Source organism: Nocardia violaceofusca NBRC 14427, from assembly GCF_963869435.1.
GTDB classification, from domain to species: Bacteria; Actinomycetota; Actinomycetes; order Mycobacteriales; family Mycobacteriaceae; genus Nocardia; species Nocardia aobensis.
On sequence record NZ_CAWMPM010000043.1, the window covers coordinates 1 to 15,747 of the forward strand.

Consider the following 15,747-nt stretch of genomic DNA (forward strand, 5'->3'; position numbering starts at 1 on the left):
TGCGCCGGCTCCGGCAGCGCCACCGCCAATCCGGCGCCGATGCCGAGCGCCGGCCCGGTGACCGCGCCCGGCGCGAAGGCGCCGACGACCGCACCGAGCCATGCGGGCCACGGCGAATTCGTGCGCACCATCGCCCACCAGACTCGGATCCCGTCGGCGGTCGCGTCGCAGAGGCGCAGGTACGGCCCGGCGACGTAACCGGCGGCGAGGATCAGTGCCGCACCGGCGGCGCAGTCGAGCAGATAGTGGTTCGCGGTGCCGATCACCACCAGCGTGATGAGAATCGGATAGCCGACCCCGGCCCACCGGGTGAGCCGAGTCCGGCCGAAGCGGTACAGCATCAGCCCGCACCACAGCGCCCAGCCGACGTGCAAACTCGGCATCGCCGCGAAATCGTTGGTGAGCGAATCCAATCCGCGCGGTGTGCTGGCATCGCCCTGCCACCAGCCCACCGAGGCGTGCAGGGCCATCACATCGATGAAGCCGTGGGAGTCCTCCAGCAGGCGCGGTGGCGCGGTGGGCAAGGCGACGAAACCGATCAGGCCGGCGGCCGTCGCGATGCCCAGTTGGGTGCGAACCGCCCGGTACTGCTCGCGATGCGCCCACCACATCCAGATCAGGATCGCCGGAGTCACGACGTAGTGCAGCGTGGCGTAGGCGAAGTCGGCCGGGATCGCGATCCAGGAATGGCCGGCGAAGATCCGGTTCAGCCACAGTTCCGGGTCCAGCCGCAGCCAGTCCTCGATGCGCAGCAGCGCGTGCGCGTCGCGGCGGGCGTGGTCGAGACCGCTGCCGACCAGCAGCCGAGCCCCGTCGTAGGCGAAATACACCACGACGACCAGCACCATTTCCCGCAACCAGCCCCCGGCTCGCGCCGGAGCCTGCGCGAGCGGACCCGAGATGGTTGTTGCAGCCACGACCCGACCTCCACGACGAGGGCTGACGTACAACGTACGGTACGTCGTACGTGCATACTACAATGGCGTCGAGACCGGATTTCATCCCGACCGGAGACGTTGCCGTGACATCTGAGCCCGCCCGACGAACCCGCACCGGGGGCGGCCGCCGCCGAGTACCACGCCATACGCTCAGCGCCGAGGCGATCGTGGACGCCGCGCTGCGCATGCTCGACGACACCGACTGCGAGGGCATCTCCATGCGTGCCCTCGCCGCCGAACTGGGCGTCGGCACGATGACGCTCTACACCTACTTCCGCAGCAAGGACGAACTGCTGCAGGCCGCGCGCGACCAGGTGCTCGACAGCTTCCATCCCCCGGCCGTCTCCGGCGACTGGGCCGACCGCGTGCGGGCGTGCTGCCAGGCGCTGTACCGGCTGCTCGTGGAACGCCCGGCGGTGCTCCGGGTGCTCGCGGTGAAACCCGACGGCGACGGCGATTTCGCCGATACCGCCACGGCCGCACTGGAATTGGTGCTCTCCCAGTTACGGGCCGCCGGACTGGGCCGGCAGGAAACCGCGCGCGGCTACGTGGTGCTGTTGCAGTACACCTTCGGATCGGCCCTGCGCCACGTGTTCGCTCCGGCGCGGCGCAACGGCGAGAACATCCCCAGCCGCCTGCAGATGCTGGATCCGGTGGCCCATCCGACGATCGCCGATCTGATGCCGGAGCTCGTGATCACGCACGGCGGCGGCGAGGAGCAATACCTGTACGGCCTGGACCTCATCCTCGACGGGTTGCGCAAGTCCGCCGCGGCGGCCCACTAGCCCTTGGTCATCGATCCCGGATTTGTAGGATTGCCGGAAGGTAGCAGGAGCCGCTTCGGCAACTGGGAGGCCCGATGATCGACCGGAACCGGACGGCGACACCGGTGCGCGGCCGCTGGGGAATGCTGGCGGTGCTGTGCGCGAGCCTGCTCCTCGTCGCGATGGACGCCACCGTGCTCAACGTCGCGCTGCCCTCGCTGATCGAGGATCTGCAGCCGGGCGCGGTCGCCCAGTTGTGGATCGTCGACATCTACGGTCTGGTCCTGGGTGGCCTGCTCATCACCTTCGGCGCGATCGGCGACCGGATCGGCCGCAAGCGGCTGTTCCTGACCGGATTCGCGCTGTTCGGCGTCGCTTCGGTGGTAGCGGCCACCGCTCAGGTCACCGGTCAGCTCATCGGCGGACGCGTGCTCCTGGCGGTGGGTGGCGCGATGGTGATGCCCTCGACGCTCTCGCTGATCCGCAACATCTTCGACGATCCGCACGAACGAACCCGGGCCATCGCGATCTGGGCTGCCATCGCCGGGGTCGGCGCCGCGGTGGGTCCGATCGTGGGTGGCGTCCTGGTCGAACATTTCGGCTGGGCCGCGGCGTTCTGGATCAATGTGCCGGTGGTGGTGCTCACGCTGGCGGCCGGCGTCGGTTTGCTGCCCGAATACCGGGCGCCGTCGACCAGCCCGTTCGACTGGCCGAGTGTCCCGCTGTCGGTGCTCGGCATCGTCGGATTCGTCTGGGGCGTCAAACATCTCGCGCGCGGTGAGGACATCGTGGTGAACGTGTGCGTCCTGCTGGCCGGGCTCGCCATGCTGTTCTGGTTCGCGCGACGGCAGCTGCGGCTGACCGATCCGCTGCTCGACATCCGGTTGTTCCGGCGCCCGGTCTTCCTCGCCGCGGCCCTGGCGACACTGATGGCGATGATCGCGATCGGCGCCGCCCTGTTCCTGATCTCGTTGTGGCTGCAGTACATTCACGGCTACTCCCCCGCCGAGGCCGGTATCCGTACGGCACCCGCCGCGGCCGCGACCCTGATCGGCTCGCTGACCACACCGGCGCTGCTGCGCCGGACCGGGGTACGCGGGGTGATGGTCACGAGCCTGCTCATCCTCGCCGCCGGCTTCGCGGTGCTGGCGATCTCGCCCGAGCCCACCAGCTACGCCGTGGTGGCGCTGGTATTGGTCTGCCTGGGCATCGGTGACGGAATCGCGGTCACCGCCGCCGCGGCGGTTCTGGTTTCCTCGGTGCCCGCCGAACGGGCCGGGCAGGGCGGCGCGGTCGAGGAGACCAGCTACGAATTGGGCAACGGCCTGGGGGTGGCGCTGCTCGGCAGTGTGCACGGCGCGCTGTTCACTCACTACATGAGCGACGTCCCGCTGGCCGGGGCTCAGGGCGAGACGGCTCGTGAATCGGCCGGCGGCGCGATCGCGGTGGCCGGCGACATCGGCGGCGAACTCGGGGCGCGAGTGCACGAGATGGCCTCGGCGGCATTCGATTCCGCGCTCACGGTCACCTCGTACGCGGCCGCGGTGGTGGTGGCGGCGGTCGCGGTCCTCACCGCGATCCTGATCCCGCGGCACACCAGCGTGACACCGCGGCACTGACGCACGGCGAGCGGTCAGCCGCGCTTGCGGCGATGACGGCGATGGGTGGTATCGCAGAGCGGATAGATTCCGGAGCGGCGGCAGGTGCACACCGCGACCACGAACCGATCGCAGCGCACGACGCGGCCGTCGTCGGTCACCAGCTCCACCGGACCTTCGATGAGCGCCGGACCGTCCTTGGTCAGCGTGACCCGGGTGCGGCGGGCCGGGCCGGGCGTGGGGTCGTCATTCTCGATCGGCACGGATCACCACCAGCTCCTCTTGCCGCGCCCCGGGTTCGATGAGGCGCTGTTGCTCCAGCCAGTCCGCGCGCCGGCGCAGCACGGGCCCGAATTCGCACGTTTCGCGGACGACGATCGCGGCCTTGAGCCCACCGTCGCGCAGCTGGCGCACGGTCAGATCCGGATCACACAGTGAGGAATGCACGATCAGCGCGATTCCCTTGGTGCGCAACAACTCCGGCATCAGCCGACACAGCGGGTCGAGCAGCGCCCGGCCGCTCGGCCCGCCCTCCCAGGCCCGTGCCCGGCCGTGTGCCGGAACCTCGGTGGGTCCCGGCACATAGGGCGGGTTCGCCAGCACCGCGTCGAAGGTGCGCCGGTGCAGCACCCGGCCGAAATCGCCGTGCAACAACTCCAGCGGCACCCCGTGCAGCCTGCTGTTGAGCCACGCCGAGGCCAGCGCGCGGCGCGAGATGTCCACCGCGGTGACCGCGGACGCACCGGACCGTCCCGCCTCGATAGCCACGGCACCGGTGCCGGTACACACGTCCACCACCTTGGACCCCTCCGGGATGGCGGCGGCCCCCAGCGCTCTGATCAGCAGTCCGGTATCGGCTGTCGGGGCGTAGACACCCGGTGCGCGGAACAGTCTCATGATCGCCGAATACCCGCCTTCCCATGATCAACCCGCGCGATCTCGCGGGATCGCCTCCGGGTCGCGCAGCGAGCTGTTCCCGGCCGACCAGCTGTCGAGCATGTGCCGGTCGATGGCGTTCTCCAGCAATGTCGTCGCCTGAATGCCGAAAACCATCGGTGCGATCAACTCGGGCTCGCGGGCCGAGAGATCGCCGATGACATCGCGGCGCATCACCTGTTCGTGCACCGCGTCGGCCTCCACATGTTCGGCATAGAAACGCACGCACGCCGGATGCGCGTCCAACCGCCGCAACGTGTCGACCATCCGGCGCGAAGCGGGGGGCGAGCTGATCTCCACACTCGCGAAATGGCCGACCAGTTCGCCCCGGAACTGCCGGTGCAGGCCGAACAGCGACATCATGTTCACCAGCGCCAGCATCGGCGCGGGGACGGCGTCGAGGTAGTGCAGGTAGGTGTCGTCGAGGCCGGCGCCGGCCAGCAGATCGGCGAACAGCTGTGCGTGGACGTCCTCACCGCGACCGGCGCCGAACTCGTCGTATTCGACCGCGACCAATGCGGCTTTCGCCTGACCGCGCAGCCGGGGAATCACCCACGCGTAGGGGTCGGCTTCCTTGTGGTGATAGATCGATCGGTGCGCGAAGTATTCGCACACCTGCCACCACTGGCCCTGCTCGTTCAGGAAATGCCCGACGCCCGCGCCTTCGACCGGCTCGACGAGCAGATCGTCGAGTTCGCCGTCGAGGTCGTCGCCGCCGGGCACGTCGCGTCGCATCGCGGCCAGGAACCGGTCCTCGAGGTGGGCGCGCATGCGCAGCAACTTCGGGTCCCATTCCCACCGGGGATCGACGGAATCGAAACCGCGGTAATGCAATTCGTAGCACAGGTGCAGTGCCAGCTGCAGATCCTCGCCGTACGGATCGGCGTTCGCGGTGTCGAAATCGACATGGCAGGCGGTGCCGCCGAGCAGGGCGCAGATGCCTGCGGAGAGTTCGCCGCGCGGCTGCGGTAGCGGCGGCGCGCCGGTATTCACCGTCACCGGCGCCGGGGTGGGCCGATGCCGGGACGCCGAGAGCGGGCGGTGGCCGGATGTTCGGCGCACGTCGGGGTGCGGAATCTCCATAGGCGCCGCATACCCGGTGCTCGGCGCCTCAATCGGTGGCCCGCGCCGGTTCGATCGGCGGCGCCTGCCGGTCAGGTTCGACCGCGGATCGGCGGGTATGCGCGAATCAGAGCATCCTGTCGCCCGTCGAAAGGAGCACATTGTGAACGACCCGACCGGTTCCCGAGCTCCCGGGGACGACCTCACCGCCATCGCGATCAGTTGCACGTTGAAGAAGTCACCGGATCGATCGAGCAGCGAGCTGATCGCCGAGCAGGTGCTGCGCGAACTGTCGAACCACGGCGTCACCGGCAAGACCGTGCGTGCCGTCGACCTCGATATCCGCCCCGGCATCACCGCGGACGAAGGTGACGGCGATCAGTGGCCGCAGCTGCGCGAACAGATCAGCACCGCCGATATCGTGCTGATCGCCACGCCCACCTGGCTGGGCCACATGTCCTCGGTCGCTCAGCGCGTACTGGAACGCCTCGACGCCGAACTGTCGGTCACCGACGACGAGAACCGGCCCGCCATGGTGGGCAAGGTGGGCATCGCCGCCGTCGTCGGCAACGAGGACGGCGCGCACAAGATCTGCGCCGATACGTTCCAGGCGCTCAACGACATCGGCTTCACCGTGCCCGCCCAGGGCTGCACGTACTGGAACGGCGAGGCGATGAGCGGCGTCGACTATCTGGACCTGGACAACACTCCCGAGGCCGTCGCGACGACCACCGCGGGCATGGCGCGCAATGCCGCGCACCTGGCGCGGACCCTGAAGGCCGCGCCCTACCCGGCCTATCCGTCGTCGTAGCGCGCCGTCCACCGCGCGGCCGATCATCATCCGTTCGAGGAGTCGACATGTATACCGACAACGCCGGTCCGCGACTACGGGCCGGCGAGCCTCCGATTCCGGAACCGGTTCCACCGCAGCCGGTTCCGGATCCCACGCCCGAACATCCGATTCCGGCCCCGGACCCGGATCCGCGCCCGCCGATTCCGGAACCCGATCCCGTGCCGGGCCGCCCGCCCGAACCGGGCCGGCCGATTCCGGGCCCGAGCCCCGATCCGATTCCCGGTCATCCGCCGCCCGATCCCGGACGGCCGGTCCCGCCGGAACCGACCCCGGAACCACCTCCGGATCCCGGCCGGCCCATCCCGGGACCCGCACCCGATCCCGGCCCGGATGTACCCGGCCGCGACCCGCGGCCCCCGGTTCCACAGGCCGGTGTTTCACCCGCTGTCGGCCGGGCACCCGCCGGACATGACATCCGATGAGCAGACCCCTGGAACGCATCCGCAGGTCACCACCGAGGATCTGCGGATGCTGCTGGACGCGGGCAGCCCCGGTACCCGCCTGGTGTTGTCGGAGGGCCGGGTAAGGCTGGCCACCGACAGCGGCGAGGACGGACTGGAGCTGATCCGGCGTCCCGAACTGGCCGACCGCATCGGCAACCACCCCGATCAGCACGAACTTGCCGAACAGGCCGAACTACTCAACACGCTGATCCGCCTGCAGGGCGCCTGAACGCCCCGAGCCCGAGAAGGAGACGAGATGAGCCGACCCGACCGAGAGCCCGCCGTCCTGGTGGTGACCTCGCAGACCGGTGTGGAACGCGACGAGCTGCTGGAACCGCTGAAGCAGTTGCGCGACAACGGTATTCGTGTCACCCACGCCGCCCCGTCCACCGACGCGGTGCAGACCTTCGTCCACGACACCGAGATCGACACCACCGTCGACCCCGATACCGATCTGGCCTCGGTGTCGGTGAGCGATTTCGACGCGTTGGTGGTCCCCGGCGGCACCGTCAACGCCGACAAGTTGCGCACCACGAAGGAGGCCGTCGACCTGGCGCGCGGATTCGCCGACGCCGGGAAGACGATCGCCGCGATCTGCCACGGCCCGTGGCTGCTGGTCGAGGCCGACCTGATCCGCGGCAAGACCATGACCTCGTATCCGTCGCTGCAGACCGATGTGCGCAACGCGGGCGCTCAATGGGTCGATGAGCAGGTGGTCCGGAGGCAGGACGGCTGGACGCTGATCACCTCCCGCAATCCGCGCGATCTGGACGCGTTCTGTTCGGCGATCGAGACCGAGGTGGGCGCGAAGTGACGAGAGAAAGGTGAAGGCGCGGTCATGGTAAAGGCTCCGGGCGCAGCGGAATTCGTGCCGGACACCACCGATCTCGCGCGACTGCGCGAGGCCGCCCGCGGATGTCACGGCTGCGATCTGTACAAGCATGCGAACCGGACCGTCTTCGGCGAGGGCCCGCCGCACGCCCCGATGGTGATGATCGGCGAGCAACCCGGCGACCGCGAAGATCTGGCCGGGCATCCGTTCGTCGGCCCCGCCGGAGCGCTGCTGAACCGCGCCCTCACCGATGCCGGAATCGACCGCGACGCCGTCTATCTCACCAACGCGGTGAAACATTTCAAATTCACCGAGCGCGGTAAGCGCCGCATCCATCAGAAGCCCGGGCGCACCGAGATCGTCGCGTGTACGCCCTGGCTGACCGCCGAACTCGACGCGATCCGTCCACAGCTGGTGGTCTGCCTGGGCGCCGTGGCGGCGCAGGCCGTCTTCGGCCCGGACTTCCGGATCACCCGCGACCGCGGGCGGCTGATCGCACACGATGATCTCCGTGCGCTGGCCACCATCCATCCGGCCGCCGCGCTGCGCGCTCCCGATCGTGCCGAGGCCTACGACAGTCTGGTCGCCGACCTCACCGAGGCGGCCACCGCACTGTCGGGAACGAGCTCATAGCGCGAAAATACTTGCGGCACACAACGGCCGCCGCCGGAGAACCGGCGGCGGCCGTTGCCGCGAGAGCATCCGGGGTGCGTCAGCTCAGCTTCAAGGAGCGGCCGATGATTTCCTTCATGATCTCCGTGGTGCCGCCGTAGATGGTCTGCACCCGCGCGTCCATGTACGCCTTGGCGATCGGGTATTCGCGCATGTAGCCGTAACCACCGTGCAGCTGCAGGCATTTGGTGATCAGGTCGAGCTGTTCCTCGGTGCTCCACCACTTGGCCATCGCGGCATCCTCGGCCGAGAGGGTGCCGGCGTTGAGGGCCTCGATGAAGCGGTCGACAAGCACGCGCACCGCGGTGGTCTTGGTGGCCAGCTCGGCCAGGACGAACCGCGTGTTCTGCTGGGCGCCGATCGGTTTGCCGAAGGCCTTGCGATCGCGCACGTACTGGATGGTGGTCTCCAGGCAGCCTTCCATCGCGGCGGCGGCCATCACGGCGATCGACATCCGCTCCTGCGGCAGGTTCTGCATCAGGTGGATGAAACCCATGCCCTCGGTGCCGAGCAGATTCTTGCCGGGAACCCGCACGTCGGTGAAGCTGAGCTCCGCGGTGTCCTGCGCCTTGAGACCGATCTTGTCCAGGTTGCGGCCGCGCTCGAAGCCGGGCATGCCGCGCTCGACGACGAGCAGCGAGAAGCCCATCGCCCCCTTCTCGGGATCGGTCTGCGCGACCACGATCACGATGTCGGAGTTGATGCCGTTGGTGATGAAGGTCTTGGCGCCGTTGATGACCCAGTCGTCGCCGTCCTTGACCGCGCGGGTCTTGATGCCCTGCAGATCCGAACCGGTGCCCGGCTCGGTCATGGCGATGGCGGTGATGATCTCACCGGAACAGAATCCGGGCAGCCAACGTTGCTTCTGCTCCTCGTTGGCCAGCTCCAGCAGATACGGCGCGATCACGTCGTTGTGCAGCGAGAAGCCCAGCCCTGAGTACTGGCCCTTGGTGGTCTCCTCGGTGATCACCGCGTTGTAGCGGAAATCCTCAACCCCGCCGCCGCCGAACTCCTCGGGCACCGCCATGCCGAGGAACCCCTGCTTACCGGCCTCCAGCCACAGCTGCCGATCCACGACCCCGGATTGCTCCCACTCGGCATGGTGCGGCGCGACATGCTGATCCAGAAATTTACGGTAGGACTCCCGGAACAGATCGTGTTCGGGCTCGAAAAGGGTGCGCTCCACGCCAACCTCCTAGTGACCACATCGGCAACTCGCCTGCCACATACGGTACCCGGAAGGGGAATCGCGGTTCACTTCAGATCCGAAAAAAGTCGCTTACCTGTGCGAAAAGCTTCGGAGGGTGGTCTTTGCGCACCCTGAACGCGGGTAAACCTCTACAGCCCCACGGCGCCGCGTACCCGGCCCCAGAGCGTGCGGCCGCGGTCACGATCGCGCTCGGCCAGCAGAGCGGTGATCTCCTCCTCCAGCGCCTTGTGCACCACCTGCTGCAATTCCTCGGCGGCGGCGTCCAGATCGGTGGCGTCCTGCCACGGCGTGGTCTCGATGGGCGTACCGATCGAGTAGTAGAACCGCTCGGGCCGCGGCACGACGGTGGGGCCGATGCCGCGCATGAGCGGCGGAGTGAGGTTGCCACGGATACCGAGCGCCTCGACGGTCCAGCGCAGCGGGCTCATCACCGGATGATCACCGTCGAAGACGACGTCGAACACGTCGTCGGCGCCGATCATCGCGGTCGGCAGGATCGGCGCGCCGGCCTCGATCGCCATCCGCGCGAAGCCGGTGCGGCCCTCCCACTTCAAGTGGTACTTCTCGCCCTTGCGGCGCATCGCCTCGCGGCCGCCGCCCGGGAAGACGATGACCGCTTCACCGTTGTCGAGCAGGGTGCGGCAGTTGTCGCGCGAACCGCGCACGCTGCCGATTCGGTGCACGAGCTCGCGCACCGGCGGTACCCGCATCAGCACGTTCTCCGCCAGGCCACGCACCACCCGGCCGGTGCGGTGATAGATCTCGTGCACCAGCAGCGGCGCGTCCACACCGCCGAGCAGCGTGTGGTTGCCGACGAGCATGACCGGGCCCGTCTCGGGAATGTTGTCCAAGCCGTGGAAGACCGGACTGTTCCACAGCCGCACCGGCGTCGACAGTGCGTCGAAGATGCGAAGATCGATGGCGGGCACCGTCATTCGCAGCGGCGCGCCGTCACTGAGCTGCCGTACGGACTCCACCGAGCGCGCGGCGGTGGAGTCGTCGGGCATGACATCGACAGGCGTGGACTCGGTCCCGGACATTTGCACCCTCCCTGCAGCCGTTCGGTGAAAGACGCGATTCTACCGAAAACGACTGTGGCACACAGACTACGAAAGCTTCAGCGCGAAGGCCCCGCTGCTTCCGCACTGCCGATGGTGCCCGCGTGCGCATACTGCGACAGGGTCGGCGCGAGCGCCCGGGGAACCCGGGCCCGCACCCGCGTACCACCCTCCTCGTGCGAGGAGCTGATGATGCGGCCGTCGGAGTGGATGCGCGCGAGCAGATCACCACGAGTGTACGGGAGCAGCACACTCACCTCGACATCGAGCCCGCCGAGGATCTCGGCCAGCCGTTCGCGCAACTGGTCGATTCCACGTCCGGTGCGGGCCGAGACGAACACCGCCCCGGGCAACTGGGCACGCAGATGCGCCAGCTGCGTCGCGTCCAGCGCGTCGATCTTGTTCACCACCAGCAACTCCGGCGGTCCGGCCCCCTCGCCCTGCTCACGCAGCACATCGGTGATCACCTCACGCACGGCCTTGATCTGCTGATCGGGCAGCGCGTCGGAACCGTCGACCACGTGCAGCAGCAGATCGGCGCCGGTGACCTCCTCGAGTGTGGAGCGGAACGCCTCCACCAGCTGAGTCGGCAGATGCCGGACGAATCCGACGGTGTCGGTGAAGACGACCTCGCGGCCGTCGTCGAGCGCCGCGCGCCGGGTGGTGGGATCCAAGGTGGCGAACAGGGCGTCCTGCACCAGGATGCCCGCACCGGTCAGGGCGTTCATCAGGCTGGATTTGCCGGCGTTGGTGTAGCCGACGATCGCGACCGCCGGAATGCCGCTGGAAGTGCGCCGCGACCGTTTGGTGTCACGCGCGGTCTTCATCTCCTTGATCTCGCGGCGCAGTTTGGCCATACGCTCGCGGATCCGGCGGCGATCGGTTTCGATCTTGGTCTCACCGGGGCCACGGGTACCCACACCGCCGCCCGCACCACCGGCTCGGCCACCGGCCTGCCGCGACATCGATTCACCCCAGCCGCGCAGTCGCGGCAGCATGTACTCCATCTGCGCCAGCGACACCTGCGCCTTGCCCTCGCGGGAGGTGGCGTGCTGGGCGAAGATGTCCAGAATCAGCGCGGTGCGGTCGATGACCTTCACCTTGACGACCTTCTCCAGCGCGTTCAGCTGCGCGGGGGTCAGCTCACCGTCGCAGATCACCGTGTCCGCGCCGGTCTCGAGCACCACCGAGCGCAGTTCGTCGGCCTTACCCGAGCCGATGTAGGTGGCCGGATCCGGCTTGTCGCGGCGCTGGATCAGCGCGTCGAGCACCTGGGAGCCGGCGGTTTCGGCGAGCGCGGCCAATTCGGCCATACTGGCGTCGGCCTGCGCCGCGCTGCCCTCGGTCCACACACCGACCAGCACGACCCGCTCGAGTCGCAGCTGCCGGTACTCGACCTCGGTGATGTCGGTGAGCTCGGTCGAGAGCCCGGCGACACGTCGCAGCGCGCTGCGTTCGTCGAGTTGCAGCTCACCGACCGTGGGCTCGGCGGCCCAGCCGTTGCCGGACAAACCGCTGCCTTCGGTCTCGTCGGCGTCGTAATCGGTCACGCCGGTATCGGCGTCGTCATCGCCGATGCTGTAGTCCTGGTCCGCGTAGCCGTCCGTGTCCGAGTCGAGTTGCTCGATCGGGGTGAACTCGTACGTTTGTGATTTCCTCATACACCTCCATGGTCCCACGCCACAACCACCCGGCGCACTCGGATATTTCCGGCCCCGGCCGGGAACGGCCCGGTACGGCGCAGCTCACCCGAATTCAGGCGCCGGCCCACCACTCACCGGCGAGATGCCCGGAACCGACCAGCACCGAGGGGCCGCGCAACCACGCCTGCCCGTGATCGATGCCGACGGTGACCGCGCCGCCGGGCACCCGGACCCGCACCTGCGCGGACTCCGTCGCCGGATCGACTCCCGCACCCGTCAGCGCCGCGGCGGCCGCGGCGACCGTGCCGGTGCCACAGGAGCGGGTTTCGCCGACGCCGCGTTCGTAGACCCGCATATCCACCGCGCCGTCCTCGCCGAGGGCGGTCAGGATCTCCACGTTCACGCCCTGCGGAAACAGCTCCGGATCGAATCCGGGCGGCACGGTGAGGTCGAGTGCGGCCAGACCGTCGGCGGTGAGCCCGGGATCGACGCAGGCCAGATGCGGATTGCCGACGTCGACCCCGACCCCGGGCAGCGCGCTGCCGGCGACGGTGGCGGTGGAATCGCCGAGCATCCGCACCCGGCCCATACCGACGGTCACCTCGCCGAGTACCTCGTCGAAGGAGTGCACGACCACCGAACGCGCACCCGCGCGGGTGCCGACCACGAATTCGGTCTCCTGCTGCAACCCGGTGGCGAGCAGATAGTGGGCGAAGACGCGGACACCGTTGCCGCACATCTCGGCGATCGATCCGTCGGCGTTGCGGTAGTCCATGAACCAGTCCGCCGCGGCCACACCGTCGGGAAGTCCGGCGAGTTCGCCCCGCTCCACCAGTGCGCCCGCCCGGGCGACGCGCAGCACACCGTCGGCGCCGATACCCTGGCGCCGGTCGCACAGCACGGCGACGGTGTCGGGCGCCAGGCGCAGGCGCGCGTCGGAGTCCGGCAGCACCACGAAATCGTTCTGGGTCCCGTGGCCCTTGCTGAACTCGATATCGGCCGCGCCGGACACCCGCTGCTGCTCGCTCATCGACGTCGATCCTCCACCTGTCCCGCACATTGGCCGGCCGCGCCGGCGTTCTCCCTCGATACCGACACCCGGCGCTGCCGGGATATTTCGTACAGCACGACCGATACGGCGCAGGGGGTGACCGGCATCGCACCCGCCGGAATCCGCACCATCGCGTCGCATGCGTCGCGCCACCGCGCGTCGAGCACGCCGTCGTCGGCGAGCACCATGATCGTCGCATCCGCGAAGGTGTGCGCATCGACCGGCCGGTCGCCGGGTTCGGTCCCGACACCGACCAGCCGGGCCGGGACTTTCGCGCCCGCCCGTAATTCGGCGACGGCCGCCGGCCCGGACACGCGCACCACCGGCACCGCGAACAGCGCTCCGGCCGAGGCGCGCACACACCGCGGGTCGTATTCGTCCGCGCCGGATCCGCTGATCACGACCGCGGCGGCACCGAAGGCGTGCGCGGTGCGCAGCACGCTGCCCAGCCGCAGCGCGGAGGACGGGCGATCGATCACGACCACCGGATGTGCCGGATCGAGGCAGATCTGCGCCGGGTCCCGGCCGCGGGTGTGTGCCAGGGCCACCAGTTCCGGTGTGCCGGTGCCGGGTTCGGCGAGTTCGTCGAGGGCGTCGCCGACCAGTCCGATCGCCGGCACCGCGTCGTCGTCGAGCACCTCACGAGCCCACGGCGGCAGCGGGGCGCCGAGGCGGTACAGCACCGCTTCCAGCGGCCACCCGTTCGCCACGGCCGCGGTGATCGGTTCCCGGCCGTGCACGAGAAAGCGGCCGTCGCTGCGGCGCCGGGCGCGGTTGCCGAGATAGGCGCGCCACTCCCCCACGGAGGCGTTGCGGGTGGTCGATGGGCGGGTCACTGCCGAATCGATTCCTGTTCGTCGAGCACATGGGCCAGTACCGAATCCGCCAGCTGCGGATCGGCGCCGTCGACCCAGTGCACGCGCGGGTCGCGGCGGAACCACGAGCGTTGCCGGCGCACGTAGCGGCGGGTGCCGATCAGCGTGCGCTCACGCGCATGGCTCAGGTCGTATTCGTTGTCGAGATGAGCCAGGACTTGTGCGTATCCGATCGCCCGGCGTGCGGTCAGGCCCGAGCGCAGGCCGCGGCCGATCAGTTCTCGCACCTCGTCGACGAGACCCTGCGCGAACATGGTCTCGGTGCGGGTCTCGATACGCGCGTCGAGTTCGGCGGTCTCGCGGTCGACGCCGATGATCGTGGTGTTCCAGCGGGGCGTGCCGCGTTGCGGCTGCGAGGCGGCGAACGGGCGGCCGGTGAGTTCGACCACCTCGAGCGCCCGCACGATCCGCCGCCCGTCGGTCGGCAGAATGGTCTGCGCCGCAACGGGATCGGCGACTCGCAAGGCGGCGTGAACGGCCGCGACACCCTCGCGCTCGAGAACCCCCTCCCACTTCTCGCGGACGCGGATGTCGGTGGCCGGGAACTCCCACTCGTCGAGCAGCGCCTGCACGTACATCATCGAACCGCCCACGATGACCGGCACCCGGCCGCGCGCGCGGATGTCCTCGACATCGGCGCAGGCCGCGGCCTGATATGCGGCGACGGTGGCCGTTTCGGTCACTTCCAGCACGTCGAGTTGGTGGTGCGGGATGCCGCGGCGCTGCTGCGGTGCCAGTTTGGCGGTGCCGATATCCATGCCGCGATACAGCTGCATGGCGTCGATGTTGACGATCTCACCGTCCAGGCGACTCGCCAATTCCAATGCCAGATCGGACTTTCCGGTCGCGGTCGGGCCGATGACGGCGATGGGCGCCCTCATCGCGCACCCGCCGGATACCAGACCGACGCGTGATATCCGACACCGAAAGGCGCTGCGCGATACAGGGTTTCGACCTTCGGATCGGCGGTGTCGATGCCGAACAGTCCGGCCAGCACCTGAAAGCCGGGACGGCCGGCCACCTCGAGTTCGGCGCACAGCCCGGGGTCCAGCGCGCCGAGTGCCGCGCGGTCACCGGCGTCGAGGGCGTCGTCGATCCGCCGTTGTTCGCGCTCGGCCCGGGGATCGAGATATCCGGGTGAGGTGGTGGACAGGGTGGCGGCGCCGTCGGCGACGACCAGCACGCCGTGCGGACGGGGGTCGGCGTCCAGCTCACCGCGCAGCCGGGATCCCAGGTCCACGCAGTGCGACGGCTCGGCGCCGGGGTCGACCGGCTGCGCCCGCGCCTCGATGTCGTCGCCGTCCTCGGCCGCGATCCGGCCGCGCAGCCAGGCACCCACCAGCAGTGCGGTCGGCCAGTCGGGTCGCGGCTCACCGGCGGGTTCGGTCGCCGACAAGGTGACCCGGACGTCCGCGCCGAAGCCGCGCAAACTACCCACACCGGCCGGCGGCTCGGTGCCCGCGCCGACAATGGTCCAGCGCCGAGCCTGCCGGGCCAGCATCCGCCCGGCCGTCAGCACCGCCTCGCGCAGCTGCGGCACCTGCGCGGCCGGATGGGTGGAGTCGGTCAGCGGCGTCGCACCGCCCAGTTCGGGAATCAGCACGAGCGGCGAGGGAATCAACGCGGCGACACGAAACACCCGTCAACGGTAGCGGCCGCCGGGAAAACGGCGGCCGAGGCCGTCGCTCACCGCGGGTGAGCGTGTTCCCACCACTCTCAACCGTCACTCGCTGCACGCCACCGTTCGCAAGAGAGGGCAATTCTGTCTATTGGCTGGTTGAATGGGATCTGCTAGGGCGTAACCAGGCAGCC

Annotated in this window: 17 protein-coding genes; 6 read left to right on the forward strand and 11 right to left on the reverse strand. The window is 69.2% G+C overall.

Annotation, left to right across the window (positions count from 1 at the left end):
• Nucleotides 1–917: phosphatase PAP2 family protein (locus AC5592_RS30725; RefSeq protein WP_198163980.1), on the reverse strand; the 917-nt coding region annotated here is incomplete at its 3' end.
• A gap of 104 nt (nucleotides 918–1,021) precedes the next feature.
• Here AC5592_RS30725 and AC5592_RS30730 point away from each other — a divergent pair.
• Nucleotides 1,022–1,723: a TetR/AcrR family transcriptional regulator gene (locus AC5592_RS30730; RefSeq protein ID WP_167332019.1), complete on the forward strand. Its 702-nt coding sequence runs from the start codon at nucleotides 1,022–1,024 to the stop codon at nucleotides 1,721–1,723.
• A gap of 74 nt (nucleotides 1,724–1,797) precedes the next feature.
• The gene (locus tag AC5592_RS30735; protein ID WP_063066225.1) at nucleotides 1,798–3,321 is read left to right on the forward strand and encodes an MFS transporter; all 1,524 of its coding nucleotides are present in this window, start codon (nucleotides 1,798–1,800) and stop codon (nucleotides 3,319–3,321) included.
• Between the two features lie 14 nt (nucleotides 3,322–3,335).
• On the opposite strand, the gene AC5592_RS30740 is transcribed toward AC5592_RS30735, so the two are convergent.
• From AC5592_RS30740 to AC5592_RS30750, 3 genes are read right to left on the reverse strand one after another with little or no spacing between them, the layout of a single operon-like run.
• The gene (locus AC5592_RS30740) at nucleotides 3,336–3,557 is read right to left on the reverse strand and encodes a CDGSH iron-sulfur domain-containing protein (RefSeq protein WP_036503219.1); all 222 of its coding nucleotides are present in this window, start codon (nucleotides 3,555–3,557) and stop codon (nucleotides 3,336–3,338) included.
• Nucleotides 3,547–4,197, reverse strand: coding sequence for a HemK2/MTQ2 family protein methyltransferase (locus tag AC5592_RS30745; protein ID WP_036503207.1), 651 nt, complete (start codon nucleotides 4,195–4,197; stop codon nucleotides 3,547–3,549). Before AC5592_RS30745 ends, AC5592_RS30740 begins: the two co-directional genes overlap by 11 nt.
• Before the next feature lie 27 nt (nucleotides 4,198–4,224).
• Entirely contained in the window at nucleotides 4,225–5,319 is a 1,095-nt protein-coding gene (locus AC5592_RS30750) for an iron-containing redox enzyme family protein (protein ID WP_083870861.1), read from the reverse strand.
• 142 nt (nucleotides 5,320–5,461) lie between these two features.
• On the opposite strand from AC5592_RS30750, the gene AC5592_RS30755 reads away from it, so the two are divergent.
• From AC5592_RS30755 to AC5592_RS30770, 4 genes are all read left to right on the forward strand, one after another.
• A complete protein-coding gene (locus tag AC5592_RS30755; protein WP_051024753.1) occupies nucleotides 5,462–6,109 on the forward strand; it encodes a flavodoxin family protein in 648 nt (215 codons plus the stop codon).
• A gap of 450 nt (nucleotides 6,110–6,559) precedes the next feature.
• A complete protein-coding gene (locus AC5592_RS30760) occupies nucleotides 6,560–6,823 on the forward strand; it encodes a hypothetical protein (RefSeq protein ID WP_063066227.1) in 264 nt (87 codons plus the stop codon).
• Between the two features lie 27 nt (nucleotides 6,824–6,850).
• Nucleotides 6,851–7,408 carry a type 1 glutamine amidotransferase domain-containing protein gene (locus tag AC5592_RS30765; RefSeq protein ID WP_063066228.1) on the forward strand — a complete coding sequence of 186 codons (558 nt, stop codon included), beginning with the start codon at nucleotides 6,851–6,853 and terminating at the stop codon, nucleotides 7,406–7,408.
• A 24-nt stretch (nucleotides 7,409–7,432) separates the two neighbouring features.
• Nucleotides 7,433–8,059: a UdgX family uracil-DNA binding protein gene (locus AC5592_RS30770; RefSeq protein ID WP_036503214.1), complete on the forward strand. Its 627-nt coding sequence runs from the start codon at nucleotides 7,433–7,435 to the stop codon at nucleotides 8,057–8,059.
• Nucleotides 8,060–8,138: 79 nt separating this feature from the next.
• On the opposite strand, the gene AC5592_RS30775 is transcribed toward AC5592_RS30770, so the two are convergent.
• From AC5592_RS30775 to AC5592_RS30805, 7 genes are all read right to left on the reverse strand, one after another.
• The gene (locus AC5592_RS30775) at nucleotides 8,139–9,284 is read right to left on the reverse strand and encodes an acyl-CoA dehydrogenase family protein (protein ID WP_036503217.1); all 1,146 of its coding nucleotides are present in this window, start codon (nucleotides 9,282–9,284) and stop codon (nucleotides 8,139–8,141) included.
• A 152-nt stretch (nucleotides 9,285–9,436) separates the two neighbouring features.
• The gene (locus AC5592_RS30780) at nucleotides 9,437–10,348 is read right to left on the reverse strand and encodes a lysophospholipid acyltransferase family protein (protein WP_232329627.1); all 912 of its coding nucleotides are present in this window, start codon (nucleotides 10,346–10,348) and stop codon (nucleotides 9,437–9,439) included.
• A 77-nt stretch (nucleotides 10,349–10,425) separates the two neighbouring features.
• The gene (gene hflX, locus AC5592_RS30785) at nucleotides 10,426–12,027 is read right to left on the reverse strand and encodes a GTPase HflX (protein ID WP_036503234.1); all 1,602 of its coding nucleotides are present in this window, start codon (nucleotides 12,025–12,027) and stop codon (nucleotides 10,426–10,428) included.
• 94 nt (nucleotides 12,028–12,121) lie between these two features.
• Nucleotides 12,122–13,003 (reverse strand): diaminopimelate epimerase, encoded by an 882-nt coding sequence (gene dapF / locus AC5592_RS30790; protein ID WP_036503284.1) that lies wholly within the window; start codon nucleotides 13,001–13,003, stop codon nucleotides 12,122–12,124.
• 32 nt (nucleotides 13,004–13,035) lie between these two features.
• Nucleotides 13,036–13,896 carry a TrmH family RNA methyltransferase gene (locus tag AC5592_RS30795; protein WP_084507446.1) on the reverse strand — a complete coding sequence of 287 codons (861 nt, stop codon included), beginning with the start codon at nucleotides 13,894–13,896 and terminating at the stop codon, nucleotides 13,036–13,038.
• Nucleotides 13,893–14,816: a tRNA (adenosine(37)-N6)-dimethylallyltransferase MiaA gene (miaA, locus tag AC5592_RS30800; RefSeq protein ID WP_063066229.1), complete on the reverse strand. Its 924-nt coding sequence runs from the start codon at nucleotides 14,814–14,816 to the stop codon at nucleotides 13,893–13,895. The genes AC5592_RS30795 and miaA overlap by 4 nt, the downstream gene beginning before the upstream one ends.
• Nucleotides 14,813–15,574, reverse strand: coding sequence for a class III extradiol ring-cleavage dioxygenase family protein (locus tag AC5592_RS30805; protein WP_063066230.1), 762 nt, complete (start codon nucleotides 15,572–15,574; stop codon nucleotides 14,813–14,815). The genes miaA and AC5592_RS30805 overlap by 4 nt, the downstream gene beginning before the upstream one ends.
• Between the last annotated feature and the right edge of the window lie 173 nt (nucleotides 15,575–15,747).

What these genes read in the sequence shown, in the direction of transcription:
- AC5592_RS30735 (WP_063066225.1), top strand. Translation starts at nt 1,798, where the DNA reads ATGATCGACCGGAACCGGACGGCGACACCGGTGCGCGGCCGCTGGGGA.
- AC5592_RS30745 (WP_036503207.1), bottom strand. Translation starts at nt 4,197, where the DNA reads ATGAGACTGTTCCGCGCACCGGGTGTCTACGCCCCGACAGCCGATACC.
- AC5592_RS30750 (WP_083870861.1), bottom strand. Translation starts at nt 5,319, where the DNA reads ATGGAGATTCCGCACCCCGACGTGCGCCGAACATCCGGCCACCGCCCG.
- AC5592_RS30760 (WP_063066227.1), top strand. Translation starts at nt 6,560, where the DNA reads ATGACATCCGATGAGCAGACCCCTGGAACGCATCCGCAGGTCACCACC.
- AC5592_RS30765 (WP_063066228.1), top strand. Translation starts at nt 6,851, where the DNA reads ATGAGCCGACCCGACCGAGAGCCCGCCGTCCTGGTGGTGACCTCGCAG.
- AC5592_RS30770 (WP_036503214.1), top strand. Translation starts at nt 7,433, where the DNA reads ATGGTAAAGGCTCCGGGCGCAGCGGAATTCGTGCCGGACACCACCGAT.
- AC5592_RS30780 (WP_232329627.1), bottom strand. Translation starts at nt 10,348, where the DNA reads ATGTCCGGGACCGAGTCCACGCCTGTCGATGTCATGCCCGACGACTCC.
- hflX (WP_036503234.1), bottom strand. Translation starts at nt 12,027, where the DNA reads ATGAGGAAATCACAAACGTACGAGTTCACCCCGATCGAGCAACTCGAC.
- miaA (WP_063066229.1), bottom strand. Translation starts at nt 14,816, where the DNA reads ATGAGGGCGCCCATCGCCGTCATCGGCCCGACCGCGACCGGAAAGTCC.